Source organism: Enterobacter sp. CRENT-193 (genome assembly GCF_002787395.1).
Taxonomy (GTDB): domain Bacteria; phylum Pseudomonadota; class Gammaproteobacteria; order Enterobacterales; family Enterobacteriaceae; genus Enterobacter; species Enterobacter hormaechei_C.
Genome location: NZ_CP024812.1, coordinates 2,021,321 through 2,034,062, shown reverse-complemented (window position 1 = coordinate 2,034,062; position 12,742 = coordinate 2,021,321). Strand labels below are relative to the sequence as shown.

Here is a 12,742-nt window from a genome sequence, read left to right as displayed (position 1 = left end):
GACAGGATCAAAACAGTGCAGGTACTTTAACCCTATCAATTTCAGGATGACCTTATGAAACAGACGCCGTTTTTCTTCGCATTCTTTTTTACCTTCCCCTGACCGGGAGGCGTTTCGTCGTGTGATAAAGAATGCGAAGACGAACAACAAGGCCTCCCACACCGGGAGGCCTTTTTTATTGATAACGATAAAATGAGACAGACAACACTATGACACCGGAAAACCCGCTCCTGGATTTACGCGTAAAAATCAGTGCACTCGACGAAAAATTACTGGCCCTGCTGGCAGAACGCCGCGCGCTCGCCGTTGAAGTGGGCAAAGCCAAGCTCGAGTCCCATCGGCCGGTGCGCGATATCGATCGCGAACGTGATTTGCTGGAACGGTTGATTCAACTCGGCAAAGCGCATCATCTGGATGCCCACTACATCACCCGTCTGTTCCAGCTCATCATCGAAGATTCCGTTCTGACGCAACAAGCCCTGCTCCAGCAGCATCTGAACAAAACCAACCCGCACTCTGCTCGTATCGCTTTCCTCGGTCCGAAAGGCTCCTATTCTCATCTGGCGGCCCGCCAGTACGCAGCCCGCCATTTCGAAGAGTTTATTGAGAGCGGCTGCGCGAAATTTGCAGACATTTTCAACCAGGTCGAAACCGGCCAGGCAGATTACGCCGTGGTGCCTATTGAGAACACCAGTTCCGGCGCCATCAACGATGTTTACGATTTGCTCCAGCACACCAGCCTGTCGTTAGTCGGCGAGTTGACCATCCCTATCGATCACTGTGTGCTGGTCTCTGGCTCAACCGATCTGAGTCAGATCGAAACGGTGTACAGTCACCCGCAGCCGTTCCAGCAGTGCAGCCAGTTCCTGAACCGTTATCCGCACTGGAAAATTGAGTACACCGAAAGCACCTCGGCGGCGATGGAAAAAGTGGCGCAGGCAAACTCTCCTGCCGTCGCGGCTCTCGGTAGCGAAGCGGGCGGCGCGCTGTATGGCTTACAGGTGCTGGAACGCAATCTGGCCAACCAGACGCAGAATATCACCCGTTTCGTGGTTCTGGCCCGCAAAGCCATCAACGTGTCGGACCAGGTCCCGGCGAAAACCACCCTGTTGATGGCGACCGGCCAGCAGGCGGGTGCGCTGGTTGAAGCGCTGCTGGTGCTGCGTAATCACAACCTGATCATGACGAAGCTGGAATCCCGCCCAATACATGGCAATCCGTGGGAAGAGATGTTCTATCTCGACGTTCAGGCCAACCTGGAGTCTGCATCCATGCAGAAAGCCCTGCGCGAACTGGGCGAGATCACACGCTCCATGAAAGTGCTGGGCTGCTATCCGAGCGAAACCGTGGTCCCGGTCGATCCGGCTTAATGTTCGATAAAGCGGCTTTTCTTCATCCCTGCCACATTTACAGGCAGGGTGAAGATGGCACCGGAAAGCGGGTATTTCGCCAGCTCCTCCGCCTCCATATTTTCCCGCGTGGTGGTGATAAACAGCGTTTTCATATCGTCGCCGCCAAAGCAGACCATTGTCGGGCAGCGTACCGGCAGCCGATACTCTTCCAGCTGTTCGCCTTGCGGTGAAAACCGTGCGATACGCCAGCCGTCAAACAGTGCGCTCCAGTAGCAGCCTTCCTCATCCATTGCCGCACCGTCGGGAATACCGTCTCCCTCGCTAAACCGGCGAAACTCTTCGCGCTTACCGGGTTCCCCCTGCTCATCAAGCGGCGTACGGTAAATCACACCGTTCGGCGTATCAGAAGTAAACATCCACCGTTTGTCAGGACTAAACGCTAAACCGTTATGCCCGTGAATATCGCACTGGATCACTTTCGGCGTCAGGTCGTTGTCGATGCGCATCAGCAGGGCGCCGTTATAATCTCCCGGCCCCCAGAACGTGCCCGCATAAAACCGTCCCTGATGGTCGGTGCCTCCATCGTTAAAGCGTGCAAGCTGCGGGTTGGACGGGTTATCGCAAACCTTACGCTGGAGCAGGCCGTGTTTATCGGTCAGCCAGATGGCATTTCGCATTGCGACGATAAATCCGCCGCGTTCACGCAGGGCAAAACACCCAACTTCTTCATGGAATGAGAGCACCGAGTGTTCCGCGGTGGGCAGATGGTACCGATGGATCTCCCCTTCCAGGATATCCGCCCAGTAGAGCGCCTTCTCTTCTGCACTCCACGTCGGGCATTCAGGCAGATGCCCGGTATAGTTCAACAGCAGCTGCGGTTCAGCCATGACAGTTCCCCAAAATGAAAAAAGCCAGCAATGCTGGCTTTTACCATATATTGGGTGGATTAGGTTTATCAACCACTTACATTAATCCACTAATGAAAACAGTAAGTTAAAAAAAGCTGTAACCATCTGGAACCGTTTCTAATACCCCGAAGTGTGGACGCAATGTGGACACTCCGGGGCGAACAGAACCTACAGCGATATCCCTCCTGAAAGCGGATTCAATGCAACGGCATTTTGCAGATACTCCGGTGACAAATGCGCGTAAGTCATCGTCTGCTGGATGTTTGCATGACCCAGTATTTGCTGTAATGCAATGATGTTGCCCCCGTTCATCATGAAATGACTCGCGAAGGTATGACGCAGGATATGCGTTGCCTGATTTGCAGGAATATCGGGTTTAACCATCTTCAGCACCTTGCAAAAACTCACGTAATCGACGTTGAACAGATTCCCGCTGGCATTCTTCTTTATCAGCGATTCAAGTTCAGATGAAATTGGTACAGTGCGCTTTTTTCCGTTTTTGGTTTTCAGGAATGTCACGCGCCCGTTTACTATCTGTGCCGGTTTGAGTGTTGCCAGCTCTGACCACCGCCCGCCGGTACTAATCCCCAGCAGGGCAACCAGCAGATCATCACCTGTAAATGACTTAAGCAGCAGCGCAATTTCTGCCTTGTTAAGGAAAGCCATTTCAGGGTTAGTCTCTGCCAACGGAGGCAAACCATGAACGGGATGCGCCCCAGCAAACTCTTCAAGTTGAATCAGCTTCGTGAACATGCCTGATAAGCGGTACATGTCACGGTTTATCGTCGATGCGCTGACTCCCTCACTAAGCCGCTTTGAACGGTAATCCATAAGTGTTCTTTTGCTTAACCTTGTAACTGGTATGTCTCCCATATCACCAATGGTTTTTAGCAAATGATTAAACTCCTTCGTTCCGCGCTCATGGTTCTGTCCGTAATACTTCCACCATACGTCCAGCAACTCTGAAAGCGTTCTACGATCCGCTCGCTTACCCGCCCATTCTTTGGTCTGTGCGTTTGCCAGCGTGTAGCGCTCAAAAGCCAGTGCTTCGGCTTTCCTGTCAAACTTCCGGCGAATGCGACGTCCTTCGCGCCCGCGCGGTCTAATGTCCACTTCGTAACGACCATCATCGAGCTTCTTAATTGACATAAGAAAGCCCTCCGGTGGGGTTATGACTATCTTGGTAACAAATAGTGAAAATGTAATGCTTATAAAGCGTTAACCAATCTTCTTCTCGGAGTGGTCTGATTTTGTTGCATCTTGCCCATTGTGCGCGAAAGCCGGTGCGATCTGACCAGCTTGCGGAGCGGTTTTATCTGTCATGAGCCACAGTGTGTATTTCTGAAATTTAGGTGTGTTTGTCACCTGCATAACCACTTGTAATCCAGGTGATTTATATCCCCCCTCATAATTTTTGACTGTACCGAGTGCCAGCCCGCAAGCTTCACAGAAACTTTTTTGCGTTAGCCCCTCAGCTTTACGTACTGCTTTAAGTTTTTGACCTAACTCCATTGACAAGGACTCCCCTTGGTGACTATATTCACCGCGAAAGGTAACCATAGGGAAACCTTTTACGGCATAACTCCAGCGACTCAGGAAGCATCCTGAACCGTTCTAAGCCCGCTGGATCTGACAAGGTTAGCATGTAACCACATGAGAATGGAGTGTGTTATGGAAGCAAACGACTACGTTATTCAGTATCCGCTTGACGCGGTTCACCCTGATAAGTTCGCGGAATTGCTGGGAAAACCTCGCACCGCAGTAGTAGCGATGATTGAAAAAAACAAACTGCCGGTCATTGAGTTTCGCGACCCGGCAAAACCGAAAGCGCGTGCCGGTGACAAGCTTGTTTTCATTCCTGAGTTCAATCGCGGCGTGCGTGAGGCGTTTTATAACCGCCCGGCAGAACAACGTGATGCATGGTTGTTGTGGATGGGGCTATGACTATGAATGAGCCACGCTGCATAGCTCAGTTACTTCGTAACGAGAGCCCGAACCCGATTAACTTCACCATCACCCATGGCCGGGGACGTAGGGGCATCATTATCCGCACCCGTAAGCCTGGCATTTTGGCCGCTGTTGTTAAGCGCATTATGAAAATCAGAGAGGTGTCAAAATGGCTGTGATGACTCTTGATTTGGTACAAAAACAACCTGCTGCACTGCGCGTTGTCATCGGCAAACATCTTGCAGAAGCTCGCTGGCAGGACTCCTGCGATTTTTACAATCAGATGATGGAACGCGACCGCCTGACGGTCTGTTTTCATGCTCAGCTTAAACAGCGTCACGCGACCATGCGTTTTGAAGAAATGAGCGATGTAGACCGTGAGCGTCTGGCCTGCGCGATTGACGAGCTGCGCGGTGCGTTTTCTAAACGGCGTCAGGTCGGTGCCAGTGAATCGGCGTATATAAGTTATCTGACAGTAAGCCAGCGCCGCACTTTATTCCTTCACGCAGGATTAACTGAAAAGGAATTTAATCAGCCTTACTGGCGAGTTAATGAAGAGTCATGTTATTGGCGTGAGAAATTATTCCGTGCTCTACGTGAGTTATTCAGCCTCTTTGAATATGCCCCAACTATTTTGACCTCGGTTAAGCCCGAGCAATATTTGCATTAATTAAATAAAGGAAATTTTTTACGCGCTTGAATGCGTGGGACATCTTTTTGTCTGGAGCCGGGTAAATGGAAAAAGAAATATCAGTTCCTCGCAGCAACATGAAAGAGTTGTTAGCACAGGCCACCTTTGAGGCTCAGATAGTCACCGCGACGCGTTTTGCGTCTGCGCTCGATTCTCTGATAGCTCACATTTGCAAGTCAGAAATGAACCGCACGGAAATCATTGAGCTGTTGGGGCAGGAGTCCGAAAAGCTTCACAACTCTATATTAAATCAGCGATAAGTTAATGAGGGGATGTATGAGTATTAATATTCTTATCGATAATAAGTTCGTAATTACCAGCGACCAGTTCCAGTTTATTTTGCAGGAAAAGAAAATCGCTAAGTCTGGAAAAAATGCCGGTAAAGAGTGGCTCGATACTGTTGGCTTTTATCCAACAATTGGCAAGCTCGTTTCCGCTTTAGTGCTGCACAACATTTTAACCGGCGAAGCTCGTCAGTTTTCTGAATTAGAGAAACAGGTCGAGCAGTTAGGTCAAAAATGTCTCGAAGCATTCACTGCTAATGGCCGTTGAGACCCGGGGGCGCGTTGCCCCCTCGCCACCCCCACCACTACCAAAAAGCACCGGTGAGAATTTCGTCGGTGCTTATCCTTGGAACAAATCCCGCGAGGCCATTGGCCGCGATAGACCCCTTACACGTGCCGAACTCCGTCAGGTGCAAGGTGTTTTAAACCGGATTGACCGTCTGCCGTTTTTCCTGCAAACGCTGTTTACCTCGCGTTATAACTTCATCCGCCGCACAAAGAGCCCTTTGGGTGGGCTGTATTTCCTCAAAAACACGTTTGAGCGCAAGCTGCTGCCGCGTCTTGAGCGTGTTAATGAGCTGTGCGGGATGAATGAATCCGCCTCGATAGGTTTTTTATCTGCGCGTGATGAATATGCACGCCTGCCGGATATGAACGACAAAGAGCTCAGGAAATTTGCGGCCAGAATCGCCGCTCAACTCTGGAGCAGATACGAAGAATTAAGCGATGCATGGGCGCACGCTCACGGCGGCAGAGAGACTCTTTTCACTGATGAGGCGCAGGCGCATTTATACGGGAAAGTTGCCGGTGTTGCGCGCGCTTTCAATCTCACACCGATGTACTGGAAAAAATACCGTAAGGGTCAGATGACGATCCGCATGGCATTTTCCGCTATTTCACGTCTGATTAAGGATGAGTGGTGGGTTAACCAGCTCAAGGCGCAGCGTATGCGCTGGCGCGAGGCGCTGCTCATTGCTGCCGGTGAGGTCAATAAAGACCGTTCCCCCTACGCCAGCAAAATGGCGATCCGCGATGTTCACGCGCGCCGCCTGGCTAATCTCGAATACCTGAAATCCTGCGAGCTCGAAAACAAAGTCACCGGCGAGCGTATCGACCTCATCAGCAAAGTCATGGGGAGTATTTCTAACCCTGAAATCCGTCGAATGGAGTTGATGAATACTATCGCCGGGATTGAGCGCTACGCGGCCAGCGTGGGTGACGTGGGGATGTTTATCACACTAACCACACCATCAAAATACCACCCGACCCGACAGGTCGGGAAAGGCGACAGCAAAACAGTGCAGCTCAATCACGGCTGGAACGAAAGCGCATTCACGCCAAAAGACGGTCAGCGCTATCTGTGCCGAATCTGGAGCCTGATGCGCACCGCGTTCAAAGATAACGATTTAGAGGTTTACGGGATGCGCGTTGTCGAACCGCACCACGACGGCACGCCGCACTGGCACATGATGCTGTTTTGCAAACCCGGTCAGCGTAAAGCCATCAACGAAATTATGCGTCGTTATGCCCTCAAAGAGGACGGTCATGAAAAGGGCGCGGCAAAACAGCGCTTTGAGTCACGTCATCTTAATCAGGGCGGCGCGGCGGGTTATATCGCTAAATACATTGCCAAAAATATCGACGGTTACGCACTCGACGGCCAGCTCGACCACGACACCGGCAAGCCCCTGAAAGATACAGCCTCCGCCGTCACCGCATGGGCGTCTACATGGCGCATCCCGCAGTTTAAACCAATTGGCCTCCCGACGATGGGCGCTTACCGCGAACTGCGCAAGCTGCCGCGCGGCGTGAGTATCGCCAGTGAGTTTGACGATCGTGTCGAGGCTGTCCGGGCTGCTGCTGATGAAGGTGAATTTGACCTGTATATCATCGCGCAGGGAGGAGCAAACATTAAGCGTGATGCTCAGGCCGTCAGGGTCGCCCGTAAGGTGACGGATGAGGTCAACGAATACGAGGAAGATATCGAGAGGGTGGTCGGTATTTATGCCCCTCACCTTGGGGCTGACCGTGTCCGTGTAACCCGTACAGCCGAATGGCGCATCGTTCCAAAGGTTTTGGCCGTTGAGCCTTTGACCTCAAAAAGCGGCTTCGCCGCGCCTCGGAGTCCTGTCAATAACTGTGGAAAGCTCACCGCCGGTGGCGATCCAGTTATGACCCCCACACCGTCTGAGCAAGCCGCAGCGGTGTTAAATCTGATTGAGCGCGGGGTTATCGGCTGGAATGAGCCAGACGTCGTGAAAGTGCTTAACGGTGCGTTGAAGGCTGGTACACCGCGCAAAAATCGCCAGCAAAGAAGCAACGCGCCGCTCAAAGCGAGCGAGCAAGCGCCATCAGCCAGGATGACAAAACCCGAAAGGGATCGCGTCGCAAAAATTCGTTTCGATTTGGCTCAGGAGGGCATTACCCCGGAACGGTGGGAACTCGATGCGCTGGCGCGTGGGGCAACGGTGATTTATGGCGATAAAAAATTCAAATATCTGGCTGCTGATGAGTGGCCGGGGTTTTCAATGTCTGAGGAGTGATGACGATGAGTAAAATTCACGAGTTAAAAATTGCGCCTGTCCATTTTAACGCTGTGCGGGATGAGTCAAAGCGCGCTGAGTTTCGGCTTAATGACAGGGACTATCAATGCGGCGATGTCCTCCGGTTGATGGAATGGGAGCCCGAACGCGGGTATAGCGGCGAAAGTGTATCGGTGAGGGTCACGGATGTTACGGATTTAAAGGAGTGGGCTGGAAATTATGTGATGTTGAGTATTGAGGTTTTGAAAGCGCCGGTATCGAAATTGTTTGAGGTGATTGGCTGGAAAGAGTTAAGCAAGCGAGGTCTTTTATTCAGAATTAACCATGAAATTTTGCATCCTTTGGGGCTGGCCGTTTCATTTGACTCTCTAAACGATACCTCGCCCGGTGCGCTAGTTGCACCCGATGGCGTGTGGGAGTTTTCGGAAGATTCAATTTTACTGGCTAAGAATAAAGGGTGGATAAAATGACTAAATTACATCGAGAGGCACCCCGGCACAGAACCTACAGTATCAAATTGATGGCAATCGTCCATCGCCTACAACAGATTATGATTAATGAAAATTTGACCCCTGCCGAACTGGTCGGGTGCGCCGAAATTGTCCGTGATAGCTACGGGAAATGTCTCGATATTAGCAATCCGAAAATTGAGGTGTTCGCACCCGCGAGAGGTCCGATAATCCCGCCGCCACGTCGACGATAGCAAACGCCACCGGCGGTGAAACTCGCTTTCAGTGCCGGTGGTGTTGAACAACGAGCACGGCGAGGCGTTAGCGTTTAACACGGATATCTGCTAAAACACTGTGTATGTGTACAGTGTTTATTGTGGGGTTATATGGGCGGTAAGGACTCAAACTATCAGATTGTCTATCGCGGTGAGATGCTGGAGTACTTTAAGCCGGGCGGGTGGGTATTTTTCCAGCGTCCAAAAGAGTGTGGCGGTGGTTACTGGTTAGGACGAACATACCACGATGTTTTTATGATTGAGTACGAACGACCGGTTTCGCTGAGCGAGGGGATGATTTACTTAACCTCGCTGAATAAGGTCGAGGCCAGAAGTAACGATTTTGACGAGAATTTTTCGTTGTTTTGATAGGATGTCAAATATGTCAGTGTTTTAAATACATAAAGGATTCACTATGGGATGGCGACTGGTTGGAGTGATTTTGTTATGCATATTGACGTTTATTGCGGGATTGATGGTTGGTGGGATTGATTCATCTTGGATGAACAGCGGCCATTCCTCCGAGGTTGCGTTCTGGTCTATGTTGGGTGGGTGGGTTTCAGGTATAGCTACTGTAGCGGCTGTCATAGTTTCGCTTTTCATGGCTTATCTTGCATCGCAGGCCAATGTTGAAAAGATAAAAATGATTTTCACGCCTAAAGGACATAATCAGTTTGGAGATTATGTTTTCAAAAATTCATTAACAATAAAGAATTTAAGCGCGGTAAACACTCCGATTATGAAGTTTTTTATTCAAATAGATGGCGCTTATGCTGATTTGTACCCGACTCAGATGGGGATTTTTCAGTTACCCTACACACTTCAACAGCAAGGAGAAAGTTGGGTGTACGAAACTCATTTGGTGCCCTCAGCAGGTTGGGTGTCAGTATTTTCCTCGCTGGCGCAGCAAAAAATAATCAAGTTCAAAAGTGGCTACTTCATAGTTGAGACTGCATTAAAACAACATCGCTTGAAAATCCCTAAAGAGATGCTTTCGGATATTAAAGAACTCAAAGAAAAAATAGATAGAGTAAGTTAATTACGGATTAATAGCTTGGCATGCATTGGGTGCATGAATTTGCATTCCTTCTTTTATTGAGATTTTGCCAGCAAGCGCCAGCGCTGGCGCGGCTCGGGGCTCCTGATGCACCTGCATTAAAACCGACCCGTTAAGCGGGCAGGCGAGGCGGGGATAGCACTGCGCGCCAGACGTGGTGACAGGATTTATTTTACGCGTCTGTGCGCGTCGTGTTGGCGCGCTGTTATGTGCGGTCGGTTAATGAGGTGCTGATGTGGTTGCGCCGCGTGTGCGGCGTCTGGCTCGCTCTGAGAGGATGCCGCCCGGAGGCGGCATTTTGGCGGGGGTTACTCAGTTTCGATGTTGTAATCCTTAAAGCGGATCACCTCTAAACCGAGCCATTCATTGATTTCCTTGAAACGCTCCTGCAATGGCGTCAGCTCGTTACGTACAAATACCCGCGCCACCTTCTCGATATCACCCATTGAGCCAATATTCTCGGGCTTGCCGCCCATAAGCTGGAACGGTACGCGGTGTGCATCGAGCAGGTCGGCGGCGCTCACCTTTTTGATGTTGAAAAAATCATCCTTCGTGGCGACTTCACTCAGCGGCACAATCTTGATACCGTCCGGTTTCCCGTTCGGGGCATAGAAAAACAGGTTTTTGAAATTCCCGAGCCCTTTCGAGTCGCGCATCGCGGAGCGCAGCGCCTCGACGTCGGTGCTGCTCTGCGCCGCGTCGGTGACGTACATGATGTAACCCGCGTGCGCGCCGTTCTGGTAATACTTGCGACGAAACAGCGTGGCGGATTCATTCAGCCAGGCGGAATTAAGCGCGCTCAGGTATTCCGGCATCCCGTAGAGCTCCTGATTGATGTCGGGCTCAAGCAGATGACAGACTGAGCCGGGGGCGAACTGGTGCGGGTGCGTGAAGTCCGACACGTACCAGTAAACCCCATCCTCGACACCCCGGCGGGTGTATTTGGCCGGAGAGGTTTCAAGCTTCATGAGCTGGCCGGTCACGCTCATGCGCTTTTCAAGATAGCCGTTGGCAAACACCAGATAATCGAGTACAAGGCGGCTGAAATCCTGCCGTGAAAGCAACGGATGCGGGATGTAGGTGCTCGTCAGGATGTTACGCTTCACGTAAATCGGGGAGCTGTGATGCACGGCGGCGCGCAGGCTTTTCGCCAGCCCGGAGAAGTTGACCGGCGGCTCGTACCATTTGCCGTTATTGATGCACTCGACATAGTCGAGGATATCGCGGCGATCCAGAACGGGTGACGGCTCGCCAAAGGTGAACGCCTCCATTTTCTGCGGTGCGCTGGCGGTCATGTTGGTCTGTTTTGGCTGTTTCTTTTGGCGTTTTTTCATCTTAGTTGATATCCAGAATCGAGGTTGAATGCATACCGCTACCGGCGGAAAGTGGCTCGTTTAACAGGGCGTGCATGGTTGCCCACGCGATATCCGCGTGGCTGGCTTCCTCACTGCGGCTGGCTTCATAGGTGGCACTGCGGCCACTGCTGGTCATGGTTTTGCGGATAGCCATGAATGACTGCGTGATGTCGGTCGCACCGGCGTCATACTCCAGACACCCGCGTCGGATGGTGTCTTTCGCTTTCAGCACCATTGCGGTTTTCATTTCCGGCGTGTAGCGGATGGCGCGCGCCGCCGGGAAGAATGAGCGCACGAGCTGGTAAACCCCCTGGCCGATGCCGGTCGCATCGATGCCGATATAGTCGACGGTGTATTTTTCGGTCAGCGCACGGATGGCCTCGGCCTGCGCGGCAAAATCCATGCCTTTCCACTGGTGACGCTCAAGGATGCGGAACTTGCCACCGGCAACCAGCGGCGGAGCCAGAACAGCACAGCCTGCGCTGTCGCCGGTATGTGACGGATCGTAGCCAATCCAGACTGGGCGCCAGTTAAACGGACGGTCAGCAAACGGCTCGAAGTCCTCCCATTCTTCCATCGCATCGACCATGCAACGCTGGAGCTCCTCGAACGGGAATACCGACGCCTTATCGTCGACGAACTCGCACATAAACAGGTTACGGAAGTCATCCGCGCTGTTTTCCTGTCTGAGCTGGTCGAGGTTAAACAGGGTACAGCCCCCGGCGAGCGCGTCCTCAATGGTGACAATTTGCCGCCACTGGCCGTCCCCGCATAACATGCCCCCGGCAAGCGCCTGATGACTGATATCGATGTCGACACGTTCGTCGCGGTTACTGCGTCCCCGGTTAAACAGCTCGCCTGACCAGAACGGATAAGCGCCGTGTGCCAGCGTCGACGGCGTTGAAAAATATGTGGTGCGCAGGTGCGATTGCGAGGCCATGCCCGAGGCGACTTTGCGCAGCTTCTGGAAATTGGGTATCCAGAAAATCTCATCGACGTACAGGTCGCCGTTGTGGCTCTGCGCGGTGTTAGAGTTGGTCCCGAGGAAAATCAGCTCTGCGCCGTTGTTGCCGATGACAATCGGATCGCCTGACAGGTCGACGTCGACCAGACGCGCAAAGGCGATGATGTACTTACGGAAAACGTAAGCCTGCGTTTTACTGGCTGACAAAAATATCTGGTTATGGCCGGTCTTAAGGGCGCGCAGGAGCGCTTCGCGCGCAAAGTAGAACGTTGCGCCAATCTGGCGCGATTTGAGGATGTGGCGAATACGGTGCGCGATGCCTGCCTTATGCCAGTTGAGCTGATACTCAAACGACTGGTCAAAGAAAATCTCTTCCAGCTTTTCAATCGCTTCTTCACTGAAGAAATTACGTTTCGGCTTTTTGCGATCCCCTTTGTTGCGGCTGGCAATGTTGGGGTTTAAATCCACCTCGTTTCCGGTCTGACTGTAGCGGTTCACGCGCGCAAGGCGCTCCATCTGGCGCGACAGAAAATCAGCGACCTTAAAGTCGTGCGGCGTCAGGTCGGGCTTGGCGTAAAGCTGAATGAGGCGCGCCTCTAACGTCGATTCAACGCGGTTAATCGGCGCAGTTTCCTCCCATCCATCACGCTGTTTCCAGCTCTGCACCGTGGGGCGCTTGAGTTGCAGCATGTCGCAGATTTGCGGCACGGCGAACCCCTGCCAGTACAACAGCCGCGCCTGTCGTCGCGGGTCATTGAGTAGTGAAAGGTCAGTTGAAATGGTCATGCTTACCTCGTTTTGATGTTACGAGGCAAGGCTAAGGAAATGACCGCGCTTAATCGCTAAGCCCCTGTTGTGTCAGGGGTTGCACTTCCGCAACAGGTGGCTGATGAGGGGCTGAGTCGGGAAACTAACCC

General features: G+C 52.1%; 17 protein-coding genes and 1 other annotated feature. Of the genes, 12 read left to right on the top strand and 5 right to left on the bottom strand.

What is annotated here, in order from left to right:
• The first annotated feature begins 53 nt into the window (after window positions 1-53).
• Window positions 54-179: a sequence feature (Phe leader region), on the top strand.
• Window positions 55-102 (top strand): pheA operon leader peptide PheL, encoded by a 48-nt coding sequence (gene pheL, locus CU081_RS26125; RefSeq protein ID WP_100229775.1) that lies wholly within the window; start codon window positions 55-57, stop codon window positions 100-102. Its footprint overlaps the feature before it by 48 nt.
• Before the next feature lie 30 nt (window positions 180-209).
• A complete protein-coding gene (gene pheA / locus CU081_RS10075) occupies window positions 210-1,370 on the top strand; it encodes a bifunctional chorismate mutase/prephenate dehydratase (protein WP_003863160.1) in 1,161 nt (386 codons plus the stop codon).
• Here the strand turns inward: pheA and CU081_RS10070 are convergent.
• The 3 genes from CU081_RS10070 to CU081_RS10060 all read right to left on the bottom strand — a co-directional run bounded on the left by CU081_RS10070 (window position 1,367) and on the right by CU081_RS10060 (window position 3,772).
• On the bottom strand, window positions 1,367-2,239 hold the full coding sequence (locus CU081_RS10070) for an SMP-30/gluconolactonase/LRE family protein (protein WP_003863157.1): 873 nt from the start codon (window positions 2,237-2,239) through the stop codon (window positions 1,367-1,369). The genes pheA and CU081_RS10070 overlap by 4 nt on opposite strands.
• A gap of 189 nt (window positions 2,240-2,428) precedes the next feature.
• The gene (locus tag CU081_RS10065; protein WP_032609917.1) at window positions 2,429-3,409 is read right to left on the bottom strand and encodes a phage integrase; all 981 of its coding nucleotides are present in this window, start codon (window positions 3,407-3,409) and stop codon (window positions 2,429-2,431) included.
• 69 nt (window positions 3,410-3,478) lie between these two features.
• Complete coding sequence (locus tag CU081_RS10060; RefSeq protein ID WP_032610269.1) at window positions 3,479-3,772, bottom strand: helix-turn-helix domain-containing protein; 294 nt, start codon at window positions 3,770-3,772, stop codon at window positions 3,479-3,481.
• Between the two features lie 159 nt (window positions 3,773-3,931).
• Here CU081_RS10060 and CU081_RS10055 point away from each other — a divergent pair, with 159 nt between their 5' ends.
• The 10 genes from CU081_RS10055 to CU081_RS10010 all read left to right on the top strand — a co-directional run bounded on the left by CU081_RS10055 (window position 3,932) and on the right by CU081_RS10010 (window position 9,488).
• A complete protein-coding gene (locus CU081_RS10055; RefSeq protein WP_023295263.1) occupies window positions 3,932-4,204 on the top strand; it encodes a Cox family DNA-binding protein in 273 nt (90 codons plus the stop codon).
• A 2-nt stretch (window positions 4,205-4,206) separates the two neighbouring features.
• Window positions 4,207-4,386 (top strand): hypothetical protein, encoded by a 180-nt coding sequence (locus CU081_RS10050; RefSeq protein WP_044704192.1) that lies wholly within the window; start codon window positions 4,207-4,209, stop codon window positions 4,384-4,386.
• Window positions 4,377-4,877, top strand: coding sequence for a hypothetical protein (locus tag CU081_RS10045; protein WP_044704156.1), 501 nt, complete (start codon window positions 4,377-4,379; stop codon window positions 4,875-4,877). Before CU081_RS10050 ends, CU081_RS10045 begins: the two co-directional genes overlap by 10 nt.
• Window positions 4,878-4,942: 65 nt before the next feature.
• On the top strand, window positions 4,943-5,158 hold the full coding sequence (locus CU081_RS10040; RefSeq protein ID WP_044704157.1) for a DUF2732 family protein: 216 nt from the start codon (window positions 4,943-4,945) through the stop codon (window positions 5,156-5,158).
• Between the two features lie 16 nt (window positions 5,159-5,174).
• Window positions 5,175-5,450 (top strand): DUF5405 family protein, encoded by a 276-nt coding sequence (locus tag CU081_RS10035; protein WP_044704158.1) that lies wholly within the window; start codon window positions 5,175-5,177, stop codon window positions 5,448-5,450.
• Window positions 5,440-7,725 (top strand): replication endonuclease, encoded by a 2,286-nt coding sequence (locus tag CU081_RS10030; RefSeq protein ID WP_044704159.1) that lies wholly within the window; start codon window positions 5,440-5,442, stop codon window positions 7,723-7,725. The genes CU081_RS10035 and CU081_RS10030 overlap by 11 nt, the downstream gene beginning before the upstream one ends.
• 5 nt (window positions 7,726-7,730) lie before the next feature.
• Window positions 7,731-8,195 carry a DUF3850 domain-containing protein gene (locus CU081_RS10025; RefSeq protein WP_044704194.1) on the top strand — a complete coding sequence of 155 codons (465 nt, stop codon included), beginning with the start codon at window positions 7,731-7,733 and terminating at the stop codon, window positions 8,193-8,195.
• Window positions 8,192-8,428 carry a hypothetical protein gene (locus tag CU081_RS26490; protein WP_044704162.1) on the top strand — a complete coding sequence of 79 codons (237 nt, stop codon included), beginning with the start codon at window positions 8,192-8,194 and terminating at the stop codon, window positions 8,426-8,428. The genes CU081_RS10025 and CU081_RS26490 overlap by 4 nt, the downstream gene beginning before the upstream one ends.
• A gap of 132 nt (window positions 8,429-8,560) precedes the next feature.
• Window positions 8,561-8,818, top strand: a complete 258-nt coding sequence (locus CU081_RS10015; protein ID WP_044704163.1) for a hypothetical protein — start codon at window positions 8,561-8,563, stop codon at window positions 8,816-8,818.
• Window positions 8,819-8,864: 46 nt separating this feature from the next.
• Window positions 8,865-9,488 (top strand): hypothetical protein, encoded by a 624-nt coding sequence (locus CU081_RS10010; protein ID WP_052753438.1) that lies wholly within the window; start codon window positions 8,865-8,867, stop codon window positions 9,486-9,488.
• A 326-nt stretch (window positions 9,489-9,814) separates the two neighbouring features.
• On the opposite strand, the gene CU081_RS10000 is transcribed toward CU081_RS10010, so the two are convergent.
• Together CU081_RS10000 and CU081_RS09995 are read right to left on the bottom strand one after the other, a co-directional pair.
• Entirely contained in the window at window positions 9,815-10,840 is a 1,026-nt protein-coding gene (locus CU081_RS10000) for a phage portal protein (RefSeq protein ID WP_032618971.1), read from the bottom strand.
• A 1-nt stretch (window position 10,841) separates the two neighbouring features.
• Window positions 10,842-12,611, bottom strand: coding sequence for a terminase ATPase subunit family protein (locus CU081_RS09995; protein WP_045893680.1), 1,770 nt, complete (start codon window positions 12,609-12,611; stop codon window positions 10,842-10,844).
• Window positions 12,612-12,742: the final 131 nt, after the last annotated feature.

Excerpts from the sequence above, each read along its gene's own strand:
- pheA (WP_003863160.1), top strand. The coding sequence starts at position 210 with ATGACACCGGAAAACCCGCTCCTGGATTTACGCGTAAAAATCAGTGCA.
- CU081_RS10070 (WP_003863157.1), bottom strand. The coding sequence starts at position 2,239 with ATGGCTGAACCGCAGCTGCTGTTGAACTATACCGGGCATCTGCCTGAA.
- CU081_RS10065 (WP_032609917.1), bottom strand. The coding sequence starts at position 3,409 with ATGTCAATTAAGAAGCTCGATGATGGTCGTTACGAAGTGGACATTAGA.
- CU081_RS10060 (WP_032610269.1), bottom strand. The coding sequence starts at position 3,772 with ATGGAGTTAGGTCAAAAACTTAAAGCAGTACGTAAAGCTGAGGGGCTA.
- CU081_RS10055 (WP_023295263.1), top strand. The coding sequence starts at position 3,932 with ATGGAAGCAAACGACTACGTTATTCAGTATCCGCTTGACGCGGTTCAC.
- CU081_RS10050 (WP_044704192.1), top strand. The coding sequence starts at position 4,207 with ATGAATGAGCCACGCTGCATAGCTCAGTTACTTCGTAACGAGAGCCCG.
- CU081_RS10045 (WP_044704156.1), top strand. The coding sequence starts at position 4,377 with ATGGCTGTGATGACTCTTGATTTGGTACAAAAACAACCTGCTGCACTG.
- CU081_RS10040 (WP_044704157.1), top strand. The coding sequence starts at position 4,943 with ATGGAAAAAGAAATATCAGTTCCTCGCAGCAACATGAAAGAGTTGTTA.
- CU081_RS10035 (WP_044704158.1), top strand. The coding sequence starts at position 5,175 with ATGAGTATTAATATTCTTATCGATAATAAGTTCGTAATTACCAGCGAC.
- CU081_RS10030 (WP_044704159.1), top strand. The coding sequence starts at position 5,440 with ATGGCCGTTGAGACCCGGGGGCGCGTTGCCCCCTCGCCACCCCCACCA.
- CU081_RS10025 (WP_044704194.1), top strand. The coding sequence starts at position 7,731 with ATGAGTAAAATTCACGAGTTAAAAATTGCGCCTGTCCATTTTAACGCT.
- CU081_RS26490 (WP_044704162.1), top strand. The coding sequence starts at position 8,192 with ATGACTAAATTACATCGAGAGGCACCCCGGCACAGAACCTACAGTATC.
- CU081_RS10015 (WP_044704163.1), top strand. The coding sequence starts at position 8,561 with ATGGGCGGTAAGGACTCAAACTATCAGATTGTCTATCGCGGTGAGATG.
- CU081_RS10010 (WP_052753438.1), top strand. The coding sequence starts at position 8,865 with ATGGGATGGCGACTGGTTGGAGTGATTTTGTTATGCATATTGACGTTT.
- CU081_RS10000 (WP_032618971.1), bottom strand. The coding sequence starts at position 10,840 with ATGAAAAAACGCCAAAAGAAACAGCCAAAACAGACCAACATGACCGCC.
- CU081_RS09995 (WP_045893680.1), bottom strand. The coding sequence starts at position 12,611 with ATGACCATTTCAACTGACCTTTCACTACTCAATGACCCGCGACGACAG.